The sequence below is a fragment of the Curtobacterium sp. MCPF17_002 genome, from assembly GCF_003234115.2.
Lineage (GTDB): Bacteria > Actinomycetota > Actinomycetes > Actinomycetales > Microbacteriaceae > Curtobacterium.
In genome coordinates, this window is sequence record NZ_CP126251.1 from 1523679 (window position 1) to 1542756 (window position 19078).

17 protein-coding genes are annotated in these 19078 nt (G+C 71.0%); all 17 read left to right on the forward strand.

The genetic code is table 11. From position 1 onward, the window contains the following. The 17 genes from ftsL (at window position 1) to DEJ28_RS07285 (ending at window position 19008) form a co-directional block, all read left to right on the forward strand. Complete coding sequence (ftsL, locus tag DEJ28_RS07205; RefSeq protein ID WP_111115012.1) at window positions 1–741, forward strand: cell division protein FtsL; 741 nt, start codon at window positions 1–3, stop codon at window positions 739–741. Between the two features lie 98 nt (window positions 742–839). Beyond that, a complete protein-coding gene (locus DEJ28_RS07210; RefSeq protein WP_111115013.1) occupies window positions 840–2609 on the forward strand; it encodes a peptidoglycan D,D-transpeptidase FtsI family protein in 1770 nt (589 codons plus the stop codon). 35 nt (window positions 2610–2644) lie between these two features. Further along, a complete protein-coding gene (locus DEJ28_RS07215) occupies window positions 2645–4273 on the forward strand; it encodes a Mur ligase family protein (protein ID WP_111115075.1) in 1629 nt (542 codons plus the stop codon). Beyond that, the gene (locus tag DEJ28_RS07220) at window positions 4270–5757 is read left to right on the forward strand and encodes a UDP-N-acetylmuramoyl-tripeptide--D-alanyl-D-alanine ligase (protein WP_111115014.1); all 1488 of its coding nucleotides are present in this window, start codon (window positions 4270–4272) and stop codon (window positions 5755–5757) included. Before DEJ28_RS07215 ends, DEJ28_RS07220 begins: the two co-directional genes overlap by 4 nt. Further along, window positions 5754–6857, forward strand: a complete 1104-nt coding sequence (gene mraY / locus DEJ28_RS07225; protein WP_111115015.1) for a phospho-N-acetylmuramoyl-pentapeptide-transferase — start codon at window positions 5754–5756, stop codon at window positions 6855–6857. The genes DEJ28_RS07220 and mraY overlap by 4 nt, the downstream gene beginning before the upstream one ends. Beyond that, window positions 6847–8373 carry a UDP-N-acetylmuramoyl-L-alanine--D-glutamate ligase gene (murD, locus tag DEJ28_RS07230; protein WP_111115016.1) on the forward strand — a complete coding sequence of 509 codons (1527 nt, stop codon included), beginning with the start codon at window positions 6847–6849 and terminating at the stop codon, window positions 8371–8373. The genes mraY and murD overlap by 11 nt, the downstream gene beginning before the upstream one ends. Beyond that, window positions 8342–9646, forward strand: a complete 1305-nt coding sequence (gene ftsW / locus DEJ28_RS07235) for a putative lipid II flippase FtsW (RefSeq protein WP_111115017.1) — start codon at window positions 8342–8344, stop codon at window positions 9644–9646. The genes murD and ftsW overlap by 32 nt, the downstream gene beginning before the upstream one ends. Next, entirely contained in the window at window positions 9643–10758 is a 1116-nt protein-coding gene (murG, locus tag DEJ28_RS07240; RefSeq protein ID WP_111115018.1) for an undecaprenyldiphospho-muramoylpentapeptide beta-N-acetylglucosaminyltransferase, read from the forward strand. Before ftsW ends, murG begins: the two co-directional genes overlap by 4 nt. Beyond that, window positions 10755–12194, forward strand: coding sequence for a UDP-N-acetylmuramate--L-alanine ligase (murC, locus tag DEJ28_RS07245; protein ID WP_111115019.1), 1440 nt, complete (start codon window positions 10755–10757; stop codon window positions 12192–12194). The genes murG and murC overlap by 4 nt, the downstream gene beginning before the upstream one ends. Then, on the forward strand, window positions 12191–13438 hold the full coding sequence (locus tag DEJ28_RS07250; RefSeq protein WP_111115020.1) for a cell division protein FtsQ/DivIB: 1248 nt from the start codon (window positions 12191–12193) through the stop codon (window positions 13436–13438). The genes murC and DEJ28_RS07250 overlap by 4 nt, the downstream gene beginning before the upstream one ends. Before the next feature lie 157 nt (window positions 13439–13595). Next, window positions 13596–14765 (forward strand): cell division protein FtsZ, encoded by a 1170-nt coding sequence (ftsZ, locus tag DEJ28_RS07255; protein WP_111115021.1) that lies wholly within the window; start codon window positions 13596–13598, stop codon window positions 14763–14765. Window positions 14766–14773: 8 nt separating this feature from the next. Further along, entirely contained in the window at window positions 14774–15499 is a 726-nt protein-coding gene (locus tag DEJ28_RS07260) for a YggS family pyridoxal phosphate-dependent enzyme (protein WP_258367993.1), read from the forward strand. 43 nt (window positions 15500–15542) lie between these two features. Further along, on the forward strand, window positions 15543–16121 hold the full coding sequence (locus DEJ28_RS07265; protein WP_111115022.1) for a cell division protein SepF: 579 nt from the start codon (window positions 15543–15545) through the stop codon (window positions 16119–16121). A gap of 102 nt (window positions 16122–16223) precedes the next feature. Beyond that, window positions 16224–16511: a YggT family protein gene (locus tag DEJ28_RS07270; RefSeq protein WP_502866948.1), complete on the forward strand. Its 288-nt coding sequence runs from the start codon at window positions 16224–16226 to the stop codon at window positions 16509–16511. 183 nt (window positions 16512–16694) lie between these two features. Next, window positions 16695–17378: a DivIVA domain-containing protein gene (locus DEJ28_RS07275; protein ID WP_181433656.1), complete on the forward strand. Its 684-nt coding sequence runs from the start codon at window positions 16695–16697 to the stop codon at window positions 17376–17378. A 2-nt stretch (window positions 17379–17380) separates the two neighbouring features. Further along, window positions 17381–18088 carry a signal peptidase II gene (lspA, locus tag DEJ28_RS07280; protein WP_258367994.1) on the forward strand — a complete coding sequence of 236 codons (708 nt, stop codon included), beginning with the start codon at window positions 17381–17383 and terminating at the stop codon, window positions 18086–18088. Then, on the forward strand, window positions 18085–19008 hold the full coding sequence (locus tag DEJ28_RS07285; protein WP_111115024.1) for an RluA family pseudouridine synthase: 924 nt from the start codon (window positions 18085–18087) through the stop codon (window positions 19006–19008). Before lspA ends, DEJ28_RS07285 begins: the two co-directional genes overlap by 4 nt. Window positions 19009–19078: the final 70 nt, after the last annotated feature.

Consider the following 19078-nt stretch of genomic DNA (forward strand, 5'->3'; position numbering starts at 1 on the left):
ATGAGCACGAACCTCGCACTCGTCGACCCCGCCGTCGTCCCGTCCCGCGCCCCGCGGCCCACGCGGCACGACCGACCGGAGCTCGTCGAGGTCACGCCGACCAGGGCCCAGCGCCGCGCTCGTCCCCGGATCGCCTACGCGGTGGTGGCGGTGGCGGCGCTCGGCATCCTGCTCCTGGCGCAGCTCGGCATCAGCATGGTGCTCAGCCAGGGCGCGTACACGCTCAACTCGCTGAGCACGGAGCAGACGAACCTGTCCCGCACGCAGCAGTCGCTGTCCGAGGAACTCCGCGTCCTCGACTCCCCGCAGAACCTGGCGCGGAACGCCCAGGCGCTCGGGATGATCGCGAACTCCACGCCGGTGTACCTCGACCCGCGGACCGGTCGTGTCTACGGCACGCCGACCCCGGCCGTCGCCGACCAGGCCACCGCAGCGACCTCGAACCAGGTGCCGAACTCGCTCCTGAAGGACGTGCCCCTCGCCGCGCAGCAGGGCGACACGTCGACGAGCAAGGAGAGCGGCTCGACGACCGGCAGCGACAGCACGACGGCGACGACCGGCAGCGACAGCACGTCGGCGACGACCGACAAGGCCGCGACGACCGACAAGGCCGCGGCGACCGACGGGGCCGCGACGACCGACGCTGAGAAGACCGCAGGCGCCAGCGCGTCGGGCGGGGCATCCTCGACGGCCGACGTAGAGTCCGACCCGAACCAGCTCCAGGCACCCTCCACCCGGTGACCTGCGGGCGCGGGCAGCCCTGACCGAGGGTCTCCCGGGAAGCCCTGACCGAGGGCTCCCTCGCCGCACCACCGCACCGCCCGGAAGGACCGCACCGCGTGACGAAGACGATCCGCAGCCGACGACTCCGCTACAGCGTCGTGATCATCGCCGTGATCGCCCTCGTGGCGGTCTTCGTGATCCGACTGGTCGACATCCAGGTCGTGCAGGCAGCCGACCTCAACGAGCAGTCGAAGGCGAAGCGGAGCATCCCGGTCACGATCTACGGGACCCGCGGCTCGATCGTGGACCGCAACGGCACCGAGCTCGCCGACAGCGTGACCCGGTACAACATCACGACGGCTCCGCGCCTGGTGAAGGAGTTCGAGGGCAAGCTCGGCGGCACCCGTGTGAAGGAGGTCACCGTCGACACGGCGCTCAAGGCGCTGGCCGAGGCCTCCGGCGGCGACGTCCCGACGATGCGGAAGAACATCGCCGCGAACCCGAAGTCCGACTTCGCGTACTTGGTCAAGGGCCTCGACGTGAAGCACTACGAGGCGGTGACGGCGCTCGGGATCCCGTGGGTCTACAAGGAGCAGCAGGCCTCGCGGGTGTACCCGACGGCGGCGACGACGGGCAACCTCACCGGCTTCATGGGGACCGACGGCGCCCAGGCCGGCCTCGAGCTCGCGTACGACAAGTGCCTGGCGGGGTCGAACGGCTCCGAGACCTACGAGCGCGGCGAGGACGGCGTGCAGCTCCCGGGCAGCACGGTGACCACGAAGAAGGCCAAGGACGGCGGCACGCTCGAGACCACGATCGACAGTGACCTGCAGTACATGGCGGAGCAGACGATCGCGTCCGCGGCGAAGGACCTGCAGGCCGAGTCGGCGACCGCGACGGTGACGAACGTCAAGACGGGTGAGCTCCTCGCCGTGGCGGACTACCCCACGGTGGACCCGAACGACGTCGACGCGACCACCGACAAGGGTGCGTACGGTTCACGGGCGCTGACGGCGTCCTACGAGCCGGGGTCGACCATCAAGGCCGCGATCGCCGCCGCCCTGATCGACCAGGGCAAGTCGAGCCCGACCGACCAGGCCGTCGTGCCGTACTCGCGCTCGTTCCCCTGGGGCGGCACGATCCACGACTCGGAGTTCCACCCCACCGAGAACCTGACGCTGACGGGCATCCTGCGTGACTCGTCGAACGTCGGCATCACGGAGCTCGGCTCCCGCCTGACCGCGCAGCAGCGGTACGACTACATGCAGAAGTTCGGGCTGTTCCAGCCGGAGTCGGCGATCGACTACCCGGGCCAGCCGTCGATGGACTACGGCACGAGCCCGAACTGGGACCAGCAGACGAACATCAACTCGATGTTCGGACAGGGCATCTCGACGACCGCGATCCAGGTCGCGAGCGTGTTCCAGACCCTGGCCAACGACGGTGTCCGGATCCCGCTGCACTTCGTGAAGGGCTGCGAGACCGCTGACGGCAAGACGATCGACGCGCCCGACGTGCAGGGGACGCGCGTCGTGTCCGCGAACGCCGCGACCCAGGTCACCGACATGCTGCAGAGCGTGGTCACGGGCGGCACGCTGGTGGGCATGAAGCCCATCTCCGGCTACAACATCGCCGCGAAGACGGGTACGGCCGAGGTGGCCGAGGGGTCGAAGGGCTACGGCTCGCAGCGCATCACCTCGGTGGCCGGAATGGCACCCGCCGAGGACCCCCAGTATGTTGTCACGGTGACGTTCACGAAGCCGCAGACCAACAAGTGGTCGAGTGGAGCGGCTCCGGCGTTCCGCACTCTCATGTCCCAGGTGCTCGAGAAGTACCGAGTAGCCCCCTCCACGACGCAGGCACGGACCTACCCGTCCACCTGGTAGGCCAACCCGTCCACGTGGTGAGGAAGAAGGAGCACTTGTCCGCACGGATCCCCCCGGTCCTCCGACCAGAACACCCGACCCCGAGGGCCGCGGCCGAACTCGCGAACGCGTTCGGTCTGCGTGTCGTCGGGTCGCTCGACGGTGTCGAGACGACCGGCGTCACGCTGAGCGCCGCCGAGGTGCAGCCGGGTGACCTCTTCGTCGGTGTGCACGGTGCGAACCGGCACGGCGCGCAGTTCGCGACCGAGGCCGCCGAGCGCGGTGCCGTCGCGGTGCTGACCGACGCCGACGGGGTCGCCCTCGCCGAGCCGTCCGGTCTGCCGGTGCTCGTGGTCGACGACCCCCGTGCCGCGCTGGGCGACGTCTCGGCGTGGGTCTACCGCACCCACCCGGACGAGGCCACCGACCTGCCGCAGCTGTTCGCCGTCACCGGCACGAACGGCAAGACGAGCACGTCGTACATCCTCGAGGGGATCCTCAAGCAGCTCGGGCTCGTCACGGGCCTCAGCTCGACCGCGGAGCGCCACATCGGCTCGCTCAGCGTCACGAGCCGGCTCACCACGCCCGAGGCCAGCGAGATGCACGCGCTCCTCGCCCGGATGCGCGAGAGCGAGGTCCGTGCGGTCGCCGTCGAGGTGAGCGCGCAGGCCCTCAGCCGCCACCGGGTCGACGGCATCGTCTTCGACGTCGCGGCGTTCACGAACCTGTCCCACGACCACCTCGACGACTACGCCGACATGGAGGAGTACTACCGCGCGAAGCTCCCGCTGTTCGAGCCCGAGCACGCCCGCCGTGGTGTGGTCTCGCTCGACACCGACTGGGGCCACCGCGTCGTGCAGGACTCCCGCATCCCGGTGACCACGATCACGGTGCACCCGGACGTCGAGGCCGAGTGGCACGTCGACATCGTCGCGTCGCACGCCGCGTACACCGAGTTCCGCCTGACCGGCCCCGAGGACCGCGAGCTCACCACCCGTGTGCCGCTCATCGGCTGGCACATGGCCGCGAACGCCGCGCTGGCGATCGTGATGCTGGTGGAGGGCGGCTTCGAGCTCGGCGCGATCGCGCACGCGCTCCAGAGCAACCACCGCCGCTACGCCGACGAAGACGAGCGCGACACCCCGACGAGCGCCATCGAGTGCTACCTGCCGGGCCGCACCGAGCGCGTCTCCGGCGACCACGGCCCGAGCGTCTACGTCGACTTCGGCCACAGCGCCGACGCCTTCGAGAACACCCTCGCCGCGGTGCGCCAGTTCACCCCGGGCCGGGTCCTCATGCTGTTCGGCGCCGACGGTGACCGCGACACGACGAAGCGCGGCGACATGGCCCGCGTGGCCGCAGCGGGCTCGGACATCCTCGTGGTGACCGACCACCACCCCCGCTTCGAGGACGCCGCCTCGATCCGGAAGACCCTCGTCGACGCCGCTCGTGCCGCCTACCCGGACCACGAGCTCTACGAGATCAGCCCGCCCGAGGCCGCGATCCGCAAGGCCGTGAGCCTGCTCGGCGAGGGCGACTCGATCCTCTGGGCCGGCCCCGGCCACCAGGACTACCGCGACATCGCGGGCGTCCGCACCCCGTACTCGGCACGTGACGAAGCCCGACAGGCCCTCCGTGAGGCCGGGTGGGAACCGAACTCCGGTCCCGCCGAGGAACGCCGATGATCGCCCTGACCCTCGCCGAGATCGCCACCGCGGTCGGCGGCGAGCTCGTCGCCGGTGCCCAGGCGACGGACGTGATGGCACCCGGCGACCTCGTCGTCGAGGGATCGGTCGAGACGGACTCGCGACTGGTGCGTCCGGGCAGCGTGTTCTTCGCGCTCCCCGGCGAGGTCACCGACGGCCGCCGGTTCGTGCCCGCCGCGGTCGACGCCGGTGCCGCCCTGGTCATCACGCCCGAGCGCGTGGACACCGCGGCGCCGCAGATCGTCGTGGCCGACGGCTACGAGGCCCTCGCCGCGCTCGCGCACGAGGTCGTCACGCGCGTCCGGATGAGCACCGCCGACCGCGTCGACGCCGACGGTCGCCCGGCACCCCTCCGGGTGGTCGGCATCACCGGCTCGAACGGCAAGACGAGCACCAAGAACATGCTCCGCACGATCCTGTCCGCGCACGGCGAGACCGTCGCGCCGGAGGGCTCGTTCAACAACCACGTCGGCGCGCCGATCTCGATGCTCCGCGTCACGGACGACACCCGCTACCTCGTCGTCGAGATGGGCGCGAGCGGCGTCGGCCACATCGCGAAGCTCGTCTCCATCGCCGAACCCGACGTCGGTGTCGTCCTCAAGGTGGGCCTCGCGCACGCCGGCGAGTTCGGCGGGATCGAGGCGACGCAGCGCGCGAAGTCGGAGATGGTCACCGACCTCCCCGCCACCGCGACGGCCCTCCTCAACGTCGACGACGACCGGGTCGCGTCGATGCGCGACCTGACCGCCGCGCGCGTCGTCGGCTTCGGCACGTCGGCGGATGCCGACTACCGCATCACCGGCATCGAGACGGACCGCAACGGCACCCGCTTCACGCTCGCCGCGCCTCCAGGACAGCCTGGAGGAACGGATCGCCTCCCCGAGACCGCCGACGTCCGCCTCGCGATCCTGGGTGAGCACCACGCCATGAACGCGGCCGCCGCGCTCACGGTGGCCCACCTGTGGGGTGTCCCGCTCGCCATCGGCGCCGAGGCGCTCGCGTCGATGACGCGCGCCGAGCGCTGGCGCATGGAGCTCCTCCCGGGGGGTCCGGAGGGCGTCACCGTCATCAACGACGCGTACAACGCGTCCCCCGACTCCACCGCGGCGGCGCTGCGGACCCTGGCGCAGATCGTGCGTCCGGGGGAGCGGACCGTCGCCGTGCTCGGCGAGATGGCCGAGCTCGGGGAGTTCTCGACGGAGGAGCACGACCGCATCGGCCGGCTCGTCGTCCGTCTCGGCATCGGACAGCTCGTGGTCGTCGGCCGCGCCGCGATGCCGATCCACCAGGCCGCCACCCTCGAGGGATCGTGGGACGGCGAGTCCGTGTTCATCGAGGACGTCGACGACGCCGTCCACTCACTGCAGGAGATGCTCCGCCCCGGCGACGTCGTCCTCGTCAAGTCCTCGAAGTCCGCCGAACTGCGATTCCTCGGCGACCGCCTCGGAGGTGTCACCGAATGATCGCCCTCCTGATCGCCGGCGCCGTGTCGCTGGTGTTCACACTGCTGCTCACGCCGTTCTTCATCAAGCTGTTCCACCGCCTCGGCTGGGGACAGTTCATCCGCGACGACGGCCCGCAGTCGCACCACACCAAGCGCGGCACGGCGACGATGGGCGGCATCGTCCTCATCATCGGCGCGGTGCTCGGCTACTTCGTCGGACACCTGGTCGGCCGTGACTCGATCACGCTGTCCGGGCTGCTCGTGCTGTTCCTCATGGTGGGACTCGGGTTCGTCGGCTTCATCGACGACTTCCTCAAGGTGCGGCGACAGCGGAGCCTCGGGCTCGGCGGCTGGGCCAAGGTGCTCGGCCAGGTCATCGTCGGTGTCGTCTTCGCGACGATCGCCCTCGTCGTCCCGACCGCGAACGGCAAGCCGCCGGCGTCCACCATGGTGTCGGCGATCCGGGACATCCCGTGGCTCGACTTCATGGCGCTCGGCACCGTGATCGGCACCGTCCTGTTCCTCGCGTGGATCGTCCTGCTGACGGTCTCCACGTCGAACGGCGTGAACGTGGCGGACGGCCTCGACGGCCTGGCCACGGGGTCGAGCATCCTGGCGATCGGTTCGTACGTCATCATCGGCTTCTGGCAGTCGAACCAGATCTGCGGCGGAGCCCGGCTCGACGCGAGCACCGCGCACGCCTGCTACACCGTGACGAACCCGCTCGACCTCGCGGTCGTCGCGGCCGCGGTCTGCGGTGGCCTGATCGGTTTCCTCTGGTACAACACGTCGCCGGCGCAGATCTTCCTCGGCGACACCGGGTCGCTCGGCCTCGGCGGTGCCCTGGCCGGCCTCGCGATCCTCAGCCGCACGGAGCTCCTGCTCGTCCTCATCGGCGGCCTGTTCTTCATCGTCACCGGCTCGGTCATCCTGCAGCGGGCGTACTTCAAGATCACGCACGGCAAGCGCATCTTCCGGATGAGTCCGCTGCACCACCACTTCGAACTGAAGGGGTGGGCCGAGGTGACCGTCGTCGTCCGGTTCTGGATCATCGCGGGACTCTGCGTCGCGGCCGGCGTCGGGCTCTTCTACCTGGAGTGGATCGCACGTGTCGGTTGACCGTCTCGCCGCCCTCGACAGCTGGTACGCCGAGGCGTGGAAGGGGCTGAACGTCGCCGTCCTCGGTCTCGGCGCGACCGGGTTCTCGGTCGCCGACACCCTGGTCGAACTCGGCAGCGCCGTCACGGTGTACTCGACCGACGCGCCCGCCGACAGCGTCGAGCTCCTCGACGTGATCGGGGCGCGGTTCGTGCAGACGCCGCTCGACGCGGTGCCCGCCGCCCTCGTGGAGCAGGCGCCGGACGTCGTCATCGTGTCGCCCGGCCTGCCGCCGCACAACGCCACCGTCGCCTGGTCCGTCGCCAACAGCACCGTCTGGGGCGACATCGAGCTCGCCTGGCGGGTGCGCGACAAGGTCGTGCGCGGCCCGGTTGCCGCGCCCTGGGTGACCATCACCGGCACCAACGGCAAGACCACCACCACGCAGCTGACGACCGCGATGTTCGAGGCCGCCGGCCTGCGAGCGGTCGCGTGCGGCAACATCGGCGTGCCCGTGCTCGACGTCGTCCGCGACCCGGACGGCTTCGACGTCCTCGTGGTCGAGCTGTCCAGTCACCAGCTCCACTACATGCCCACGGTGGGCGACGGCGCCGTGGTGCCGCTCGCGAGCACCTGCCTCAACATCGCCGACGACCACCTCGAGTGGCACGGTTCCGCAGAGGCCTACCGCGCCGCGAAGGCCAAGGTCTACGAGCGCACCGTGATGGCGTGCGTCTACAACACGACCGACGACGCCACCCGGCACATGGTCGAGGAGGCCGACGTCGTCGAGGGCTGCCGTGCCGTCGGCTTCGGGCCGGGCATCCCCGCGCCCGGGGACGTCGGGATCGTCGAGGACGTGCTGTGCGACCGCGCGTTCGCCGAGAACCGGCAGAGCAGCGCGCTCGAGCTCGCGACCGTCGCCGACCTCGAGTCCGCCGGGCTCGCCAGCCCGCACATGACGATGAACGTCCTCGCCGCCGCGGCCCTCGCCCGTGCCGCCGGGGTCGAGCCCGGCGCGATCCGCTCCGCGGTGCAGGGCTTCCGCGCCGACCACCACCGCACCGAGCTCGTCGCGGCCGCCGACGGCATCACCTGGGTCGACGACTCGAAGGCGACGAACCCGCACGCGGCGACCGCGTCGCTCGGGTCGTTCGACAAGGTCGTCTGGATCGTCGGGGGCCTGTTCAAGGGCGTCGACGTCGACGGGCTCGTCGAGCGCTTCGGCCCGGACGTCCGCGGCGTCGTCGTGATCGGCACCGACCGCGGCCCCGTGCTCGAGGCATTCGCGCGACACGCGCCCGCGGTGCCCGTCCTGCAGGTCGAAGCAGCGGACACTGATCAGGTCATGCCCGAGGCGGTCCGGCATGCCGCTTCGGTCGCGAGACCCGGCGACACGGTCCTCCTCGCCCCGGCTGCAGCGTCGTTCGACCAGTTCGGCTCCTACGCGGACCGGGGGCGTCGATTCGCGGCGGCGGTCCACGAGCACCTGGGAGGAAACGCCGATGGCGACGACGGATCTTCCGAACGGTCGTAGCGGGTCGGAAACGACGCGCCCCGGGCCGGCGACACCGACCGCGTCGCACGAGCAGCGGCCCGGCACCCGCCGCACGAACGGCGCCGTCGTCGCCGTCAAGAACGTCTTCGTCGCCGAGTCGAGCACCTTCTACACGATCCTCGGCGTCACGCTCTTCCTCGTCGTCTTCGGCGTCGTCATGGTGCTCTCGTCGTCGAGCGTCGAGCAGTACGCCGCGACGCACGACTTCTTCGGCGCCGCGTCCCGCCAGGGTCTCTACGCCGTCCTCGGTGTGCCGCTCATGCTCATCGCGAGCCGCCTGCCCGCCCGGTTCTGGCGGAAGTGGGCGATGTGGATCGTCGGCATCGGCCTCGTGGTGCAGGCGCTCGTCGTCCTGACCCCGCTCGGCTACTCGATCCAGGGCAACCGGAACTGGATCAAGCTCGGCTCGTTCACCGCGCAGCCGTCCGAGATCCTCAAGCTCGCCCTGGTGCTCGGCATCGGCGCGATCATGTACGTCAAGCGGGACAAGCTCGACGACTGGAAAGAGGTCTTCATCCCGATCGGGATCGCGAGCCTCGGGTCGATCGGCCTCGTGCTCCTCGGCGGTGACCAGGGCACCGCGATGATCATGCTCATCCTGGTGTTCGGCGCGCTCTACGTCGGCGGCGCCCGTGCGCGGCACCTGCTCGTCGGGGTGGCCTTCCTGGCGGTGATGCTGCCGTTCGTCACGATGGCGTCGAGCTCCCGGCAGAGCCGCATCAGCGCCTGGCTCTCCGGCTGCACCGACACGAGCCAGTACCAGGACCTCTGCTGGCAGCCGGTCCACGGCATGTGGGCGCTGGCGTCCGGTGGCGTGTTCGGCGTCGGGCTCGGCAACTCCAAGGCGAAGTGGTCCTGGCTGCCCGAGGCGGACAACGACTACATCTTCGCGATCATCGGCGAGGAGCTCGGCCTGGTCGGCGCCGTCGTCGTGCTGGCCCTCTTCGTGGTGCTGGCGATCGGCATGATCAAGATCATCCGGCAGTCGAACGACCCCTTCGTGAAGACCGTCACCGGCGGTGTCCTGGCGTGGATCATCGGTCAGGCGCTCGTCAACATCGCCGTGGTCCTCGGTCTGCTGCCGGTCCTCGGCGTCCCCCTCCCACTCATCTCGGCCGGTGGGTCGGCGCTCATCATGACGCTCGTCGCGATCGGCGTCGTGCTGTCCTTCGCACGCGAACTCCCCGGCAAGAACGCCCCCACGACCGCCCCGCTGCCCAGGGCGACCTCCACGAACGGATCCCTCCGGTGAGCAAGTACCTCTTCGCCGGCGGCGGCACCGCCGGACACGTCAACCCGCTGCTCGCGGTCGCCGACCGGCTGACCGAGCGCGAGCCGGACGCCCGGGTCCTCGTGCTCGGCACCGCGGAGGGCCTCGAGTCTCGTCTCGTCCCGATGCGCGGCTACGAGCTGCTCACGATCCCGCGCCTGCCGTTCCCGCGGAAGCCGAACGCGGCCGCCCTGCGCTTCCCCGGCGCGTTCTGGCGTGCCGTCAAGCGCACCGAGGAGCTCATCCGCGAGCACGACATCGAGGTGGTCCTCGGCGTCGGCGGCTACGCGGCCGCCCCGGCGTACATCGCCGCCCGTCGCACCCGGACGCCGATCGTCGTGCACGAGCAGAACGCCAAGCCCGGGCTCGCGAACCGCCTCGCCGCGTTCCTCACCGACCACGTCGGCGTCACGTTCTCGAACACGCGCCTGCGCCACGGCCGCGTCGTCGGCATGCCGCTCCGCCGCGAGATCGAGTCGCTCGACCGCCGCGCGAGCCGCGCCGAGGGACTGGCCGAGTTCGGTCTCGACCCGAGCCGTCCGGTGCTGCTCGTCACGGGCGGGTCCTCCGGCGCGCGGAGCATCAACCGGACCGTGAACAAGTCGGCCGCGACGATCGTCGGCGCCGGCTGGCAGGTCCTGCACGTCGTCGGCGCGAAGTCGGACATCGGCCCGAGCGACCTCGACGGGTACCACGTGCTGCCGTACTGCGACCGGATGGACCTCGCCTACGCGGCGAGCGACTTCGTGGTCTCGCGTGCCGGCGCGGGCATGGTCTGCGAGCTCACGGCGGTCGGGTTGCCGAGCGTCCTGGTGCCGTACCCTGTCGGCAACGGCGAGCAGCGGCACAACGCGAAGGACGTCGTCGGTGCCGGGGGAGCGGTCCTCGTCGCGGACGAGGAATTCGACCAGGACTGGGTGACGTTCCAACTCCTGAGCATCCTGCAGGACCGCGCGCGCATCGCCGACATGACGGTCCGCGCCGGCAGCGTCGGGCACCGCGACGGTGCCGACCGGATGACGGACCTCGTGCTCGACGCCGCGAAGAACAGCACAGCGAACAGCACGGGGAACAGCACCACGGAGGAACCATGACCATCAAGCCGGACCTCACCAAGCCGATCCCGGACGACCTCGGCACGGTGCACTTCGTCGGCATCGGCGGCTCCGGCATGAGCGGCATCGCCCGGCTCTTCCTCGCCGCCGGCCACAGCGTCACGGGCAGCGACTCCCGCGAGACCGCGACGACCGGCACGATGCGCGAGCTCGGCGCCGAGGTGCACATCGGCCACGACGCCGCGAACGTCGGCGACGCCGACACCATCGTCGTGACGAGCGCCCTCTGGCCGGACAACCCCGAACTCGTCGAGGCCGAGCGCCGCGGCCTGCCGGTGCTGCACCGGTCGCAGGCCCTCGCCGCCCTCATCGCCGAGCACCGCCTGGTCGCGGTCGCCGGTGCGCACGGCAAGACCACGTCGACCGGCATGATCGTCACCGCGATGGTCGAGCTCGGTCTCGACCCGAGCTTCGTCAACGGCGGTGTGATCCAGTCGCTCGGCACGAGTTCGGCACCGGGGACGAGCGACCTGTTCGTGGTCGAGGCCGACGAGTCCGACGGCTCGTTCCTGCTGTACGACGTCGCGGTGGCGCTCGTCACGAACGTCGACGCCGACCACCTGGACCACTACGGCAGCGAGGAGGCCTTCACCGAGGCCTTCGTCGAGTTCGCCGCGAAGGCCTCCGAGCGCGTCGTGATCTCGAGCGACGACGCCGGCGCGAAGGCGGTCACGGCCGGCCTCCGGCAGCGCCCGGACGCTCCCGAGATCGTCACCTTCGGCGAGGCCGTCGACGCGGACGTCCGGATCGAGGGCGTCATCGAGTCCGCCGGCGTCGAGGTCGACTTCCGCGCAGGCGGCGAGGCGTACCACCTGACCCTCCGCGTGCCCGGCCGGCACAACGCGATCAACGCCGTCGGGGCCTTCGCGGTCCTCACCGGTCTCGGTGTCGCCCCGGCGGACGCCATCCGCGGCATCGAGGCGTTCGGCGGCACCCAGCGCCGCTTCGAACTGCACGGCGTCGAGCGCGGCGTGTCCGTGTACGACGACTACGCCCACCACCCGACCGAGGTCGCCGCGGCGCTCCGGGCCGCGCGGAACGTCGTCGGCGACGGCCGGATCATCGCGATCCACCAGCCGCACCTGTACTCCCGCACCCGCCTGATGGCCGGCGACTTCGCGAAGGTCTACGAGGAACTCGCCGACCACACCGTCGTCCTCGACGTGTACGGCGCCCGCGAGGACCCGGAGCCCGGTGTCACCGGCGCGCTGGTGCAGGAGCGGTTCGCGGACCAGTCGCGCGTCGAGTTCCTGCCCGACTGGGACGAGGCCTCCGCCCGCGCCGCCGCCGAGGCGCGCGACGGCGACATCATCATGACCCTGAGCTGCGGCGACGTGTACCGCATCATCCCGCAGGTGCTCAGCGCGCTCCAGGACGACAGCGCCCGCCACGACGACGGGGTGCTGTCCCGGTGAAGCGTCCCGAGGGGTTCGACGACCGGCCGGCGAAGCCGGACGGGTCCGCCGAGGGGGCCCCGGCGCCCCGGCAGCGCCGTGCCCCGTCGTTCCCGCGGCGACCGTCGCGTGCGTCGTCGCCGGACAGCCTGGAGGCACAGCCCGACCCCGCCACGCCGGACCCCGTCGACGAGACGGAGACCTCCACCACCGCGGACGCGTCCGTCGGGACCGCTCGCGACCGCGCGGGGGCCTTCGCCGGCGCCGCCGGCCGCCGGCTCGGCGCCGGGCTGTCGACCGTGGCCGGACGGCTGCGCGAGTACACGCCGGACGAGGACCACCACGACCCCGAGGCCGAGCGCCGTGAAGCCGCCCGCCGCGAGACCGAACGGCAGGACGCCGAACGGCTCGCCGCGCTGACCGACCTGCACCCCGGTGGCGACGACGAGCACGCCACGCCGATCGGAGCCGGTGTCCGCGCTGCCGAGACGGCCCGCGACGCCCGGGTGGCGAAGCGCCGCCGTCGACTGCTCGAGCGCGCCGAGGTGCGCCGCTTCACCCGTCGCAGCCGGCACCGCCGCGCGGCGTGGATCACCGCGGCGACCATCGTGCTGGTGTTCGGCGTCTCGATCCTCGTCGCGGTGTTCTCGCCGCTGATGGCGCTGCAGACGATCGAGGTCAAGGGCACGAACCGCGTCGACGAGGCCCAGCTCCGGCAGGCGCTCTCGGAGCAGATCGGCACGCCGTTGGCACGCCTCGACTTCGAGGAGATCAAGCAGGACATCGCCGGCTTCCCGCTCATCGAGAGCTACGTGACGGAAGAGGCGCCGCCGCACACCCTCGTCGTGACCGTGACCGAGCGGACCCCGGTGGTGGCGGTGCGGTCGGGCAAGTCGTTCGACCTCGTCGACCCGGCCGGCATCGTCGTTCAGTCGTCGCCGACGCAGCCCGCGAACATGCCGGTCGCCGACATCGGCAGCGCGCAGCTCGGGTCGCCGGTGTTCCGCACCATGACCGAGGTCGTGCTCGCGCTGCCGTCGACCGTGCGGGCGCAGGTGACGAGCGTGAAGGCGTCCACCGCGGACGACGTCACGCTCACCCTGAAGGACAAGTCCACGGTCGTGTGGGGGAACCCGGACGACTCGGACGCGAAGGCGGCGCTCCTGGCGGCCCTCGTGAAGGACCACTCGGCCCGGAACCCGGGCGTCGTCGTCGAGTACGACGTCAGCGCTCCCGACAACGGCATCATCCGCGCCACGAAGTGACGTCGTCCCCGCGTGACGGGGGAATCGCGCGACACGCGGCGTGGCGGGGCGACAGTGCACGGACGGCACCCGTAGCGTCGATGCGAGCACCACACTTACCAGCATTACCCCTGAACTTCAAGTAGAGGTTGAGGGTTCGACCGGAGGCCCGACTGACGTGACCACGAACCACAACTACCTCGCCGTCATCAAGGTCGTCGGTGTCGGCGGCGGCGGCGTGAACGCCGTGAACCGCATGATCGAGCTCGGCCTCCGCGGCGTCGAGTTCATCGCCATCAACACCGACGCACAGGCACTGCTGCTGAGCGACGCCGACGTCAAGCTCGACGTGGGCCGTGAGATCACCCGTGGTCTCGGCGCCGGCGCGGACCCCGAGGTCGGCCGTCGTGCCGCCGAGGACCACGCGGAGGAGATCGAGGAAGCGCTCGCGGGCGCCGACATGGTCTTCGTCACCGCGGGTGAGGGCGGTGGGACCGGTACGGGTGGTGCTCCCGTGGTCGCCCGGATCGCGAAGTCGATCGGTGCGCTCACCATCGGCGTCGTCACGAAGCCGTTCAGCTTCGAGGGCAAGCGCCGCCAGTCCCAGGCCGAGAACGGCGTCGCCGGGCTCAAGGACGAGGTCGACACGCTCATCGTCGTGCCGAACGACCGCCTCCTCGAGATCAGCGACCGCGGCATCTCCATGGTCGAGGCCTTCGCGACCGCCGACCAGGTCCTCCTCGCCGGCGTGCAGGGCATCACCGACCTCATCACGACCCCGGGTCTCATCAACCTCGACTTCGCCGACGTCAAGTCGGTCATGCAGGGCGCCGGTTCGGCGCTCATGGGCATCGGCTCCTCGCGGGGTGCCGACCGCGCGATCAAGGCGGCCGAGCTCGCCGTCGCGTCCCCGCTGCTCGAGGCCTCGATCGACGGTGCGCACGGCGTGCTGCTCTCGATCCAGGGTGGGTCGAACCTCGGCATCTTCGAGATCAACGACGCCGCCCGGCTCGTGCAGGAAGCCGTCCACCCCGAGGCGAACATCATCTTCGGTGCGGTCATCGACGACACCCTCGGCGACGAGGTCCGCGTGACCGTCATCGCCGCCGGGTTCGACGGCGGCGAGCCGCAGCAGCAGCAGAAGGAGCGTCGCTCGAGCTACGTCGACCCCGACGCCGGGGCGACCGTCCCGGTCTCGAGCGCCGGCGGCACGGGCGCGATCGAGGACTCCTCCTCGTCCGCCCCGTCGTGGGCGTCGCAGGAGCACGCGGCGCCGGCGCAGCGCGCCGCCGACCCGGCCTTCGACGACGATGACGACGAGCTCGACGTCCCCGACTTCCTGAAGTAACCGTTCCTGTGGCAGGTGATCCGCGCCTCCCGTCCGATCCGTCACCAGACGGCGGACTGGAGGCGCGTCTCGCGTCCGTCAGGTCCGGCATCTCCGACGCGGCGCGAGCCGCAGGGCGGTCGGTCGACGAGCTGACGCTCGTCGTCGTGACGAAGTACCACCCGGCCGCGCTGGTGCGGGAACTCGCCGCGCTCGGCGTCACCGACGTGGGGGAGAACCGTCACCAGGAGGCGCAGGCGAAGGCCGCGGAACTCGCCGACCTGGCGCTGACGTGGCACTTCGTCGGGCAGCTGCAGTCGAAGAAGGCCCGGCAGGTGCGCCGGTACGCGCACGTCGTGCAGTCGCTCGACCGCGAGTCCGTCGTCGATGCGTTCGCGCCGACGGAGGCCGAGCCGGAGCCGCCGGTGATCGACGGCTTCGTGCAGGTCAACCTCACCGACGACCCCGGTCGCGGGGGCGTGCAGCCCGACGCCGTCGAGGCCATGGCCGAACGCGCCCTGGCCACGGGGACGATCCGCCTGCGGGGTGTGATGGCCGTCGCGCCGCTCGACGAGGAACCCCGCGCCGCGTTCGCCCGGCTGCGGTCGATCTCGGCGCTCGTGGTCTCCCTCGCGCCGGACGCGACGGACATCTCGGCGGGCATGAGCGGCGACTACGCCGACGCCGTGCTCGAGGGCGCGACACACCTGCGGATCGGGACCGCAATCACGGGAAACCGGCCGGTCGCGCCCTAGCCTCGTCCCAAGGGCATCCACGAGCACGAACTCCGGAGGAACCATGGCCAACCCGCTGAAGAAGACGATGGTCTACCTCGGCCTCGCCGACGAGGAACTCGAGTACGAGGACGAGCAGCCGCAGGAACCTGCGCGCCAGCAGTCGACCCGTCAGCAGGCCGCACCGGCGCAGGCCCCCGCGGCCGCTCCGGTCGCGCAGGAGGCCCCAGCACCCGCCGCGGCCCCGGTGGCGCCCGTCGCTCCCGAGGCCAAGGCGCACACCCACCAGCGCGGCGCCCAGGTCACCCCGCTCCGTCGCTCGCACGCGACCGCACAGAAGGCAGCACCGGTCCAGGAAATGAACGAGATCCTCACCGTCCACCCGCGCGAGTACAAGGACGCCCAGTCCATCGCCGAGAGCTTCCGCGACGGCATCCCCGTCATCATCAACCTCTCGCAGATGACCGAGTCCGACGCGCGCCGCATGATCGACTTCGCCTCCGGCCTGTCGCTCGGCCTCTACGGCAAGATCGAGCGCGTCACGAACAAGGTCTTCCTCCTCTCGCCCGCCCACGTCGCAGTGAGTGGCGAGGCGCCTGAGGTAGAGTCCGACATCGAGGCGTCCTTCTTCGCCCAGTCCTGAGCCCCTCGGGCCTGAGTCTCCTCAGGCCAGAGCCCATCAGGCCCACCCGCCCCGTGAGCGACGTCACGTGACGACGCCCACCCGAGCCGAGCGAGCCCCATCGTGTCCGCGATCTTCACGATCCTGTACTTCCTCCTCCTGCTCTACTTCTTCGTGATGTGGGGACGGTTCGCGCTCGACATCGTGCAGGCGTACAACCGCTCCTGGCGTCCCCGCGGGGGACTCCTCGTGCTCTCCGAGGTCGTCTACACCCTGACCGATCCGCCGATCCGCACCGTTCGCAAGGCGCTCCCGCCGCTGCGGATGGGACCGGTGGCGCTCGACTTCGGGTGGACGATCGTCATGCTCGTCGTCATCATCGCGATGACGATCGCCCGCGCGCTCATCTGAGCGGGACGGGCCGCGACACGCGCCACGCCAGGACATGGGCACGGTTCACGGGCACCGTCGGTGTACGGTGGTCGGGATCGATGCTCGCTCCGGCGAAGCATCCGCACCGCAGGATGCGACTGGTACATTCGGTCGCACCCGTAGCGGTTCCACACGTTCAGCAGTTCTATTGAGGTGACGGCAATGGCTTTGACGCCGGAAGACGTAGTCAACAAGCGGTTCCAGCCGACGAAGTTCCGCGAGGGCTACGACCAGGACGAGGTCGATGACTTCCTCGACGAGGTCGTGGTCGAGCTGCGCCGCCTGACGGCCGAGAACGACGAGCTCCGTCAGCGCCTGCAGGCAGCCGAATCGGCTCCGAAGCCGGCGCAGGACGAGCAGTCGGCTCCGACCCCCGAGCCCGAGCCGGAGCCCGCCCCCGTGGCCGCCGCGCCGGAGCCCGCTCCGGTCGCCGCCGCAGCGCCGGTCTCGACGGTCAGCGCCGACGAGGACACCGAGGGCACCACGAACCTCCTCACGCTCGCTCGTCGTCTCCACGAGGAGCACGTGCGTGAAGGCGTCGAGAAGCGCGACGCGCTCATCGCCGAGGGCACCGCACAGGCCGCCCGCCTCGTCTCCGAGGCCGAGGCCAAGCAGCGCCAGATCATCGCCGACACCGAGAACACCAACCGTCAGCGTGTCGCGGTGCTCGAGCAGGAGCAGCGTCAGCTCGAGGGCAAGATCGACGAGCTCCGCACCTTCGAGCGCGACTACCGTGCGCAGCTCAAGAGCTACATCCAGGGGCAGCTCGCGGAGCTGGACGGCTCGGGCCCCGAGCAGTCCGGTCTCACCCCCGCGCCGGCATCGGCGCAGGGCTTCGGCAACTGACGTTGTCGCGACCAGCATCACGAGCGAAGGTCAGTGTCCGCGCAATCGCGGCACTGGCCTTCGCCGCTGTCGTCGTGGTGGCGCTCGACCAGGGCGTGAAGGCGCTCGTCGTCGCCAACCTGCCGTACGGCACCGTCGTCCCCGTCCTCGGGAACGCACTGCAGTTCCTCTACGTCCGGAACCCGGGCGCCGCGTTCTCGTTCGCGGTCAACATGACGTGGATCTTCTCGATCGTCTCGACGGCAGTCGTCGTCGCGATCGTCGTGTTCGCCCGGCGCATCCGCTCGATGTGGTGGGCCCTCGTGCTGGGCATGCTCCTCGGCGGCGCGCTCGGCAACCTGCTCGACCGGCTCTTCCGTGAGCCCGGCTTCGGCCGCGGCCACGTCGTGGACTTCATCTCGACGCCGTGGATGATGCCGGCGATCTACAACATCGCCGACTCGTTCATCTGCATCAGCATGGTGATCTTCGTGCTGCTCGTCATCCTCGGCGTGAACCTCGACGGTTCCCGCGCCCTGTCCGCGAAGCAGCAGCGCGCTGCCGACGCGGCGGCTGCGGACCGCACCGGGGGCGTCGCGTCCTTCCGCGGCGAGGACGAGGCGGCGACCGACGGCCGGGCCGCGGCGTCCGTGGCGGACGAACCCCGCGCCTCCAGGCCCGCCGACGAACCGCGCGACTCGCGCGACGCGCTCGGACACGACGCGACGTGAGCGAGCAGCGCAGTCTGCCCGTCCCCGACGGGCTCGCCGGCGAGCGTGTCGACGCCGCCATCGCCAAGCTCCTCGGGTTCAGCCGCTCCTTCGCCTCCGACGTCGTCGCTGCCGGTGGCGTCCGCGTCGACGGTGCCGTCGTCGACAAGTCCGACCGGCTGCACGTCGACTCGTGGCTCGAGGTCGAGTGGACCCCGAAGGAAGCCCCGCGGATCATCCCGGTCGAGGTGCCCGGCATGACGGTCGTGCACGACGACGACGACATCATCGTGGTCGACAAGCCGATCGGCGTCGCAGCACACCCCTCGCCCGGCTGGGACGGCCCCACCGTGCCCGGCGGGCTGGCCGCTGCCGGGTTCACCATCGCGACCTCTGGTGCCGCCGAGCGCGCGGGCATCGTGCACCGCCTCGACGTCGGCACCTCGGGCCTGATGGTCGTCGCGAAGACCGAGCTCGCGTACACACACCTCAAGCGCGCCTTCAAGGAGCGCACGGTCGAGAAGGTCTACCACGCACTCGCGCAGGGGCACCCCGACCCGACCTCGGGCACGGTCGACGCCCCGATCGGCCGACACCCGTCGAGTGACTGGAAGTTCGCGGTCACCGCGGACGGCAAGCCGAGCGTCACGCACTACGCCACGCTCGAGGCGTTCCGGTCCGCGACGCTGCTCGAGGTCCACCTCGAGACCGGCCGGACGCACCAGATCCGGGTGCACATGGCGGCGACGCGGCACCCGCTCGTCGGCGACACGATGTACGGCGCCGACCCGGTACTGGCGAACGAGCTCGGGCTGACACGCCAGTGGCTCGACGCCGTCCGGCTCGGGTTCGAGCACCCGCGGACGGGGCAGTGGGTGCAGTACGAGGCCTCGTACCCCGAGGACCTGCAGCTCGCGCTCGACCGCATCCGCGCCGCGTAGGCGCTCATGTGCGCCGACCGACTCGCCTGACACGCCCGGGGTTGTCCGCGGTCACGGTTAGGCTGTTCAC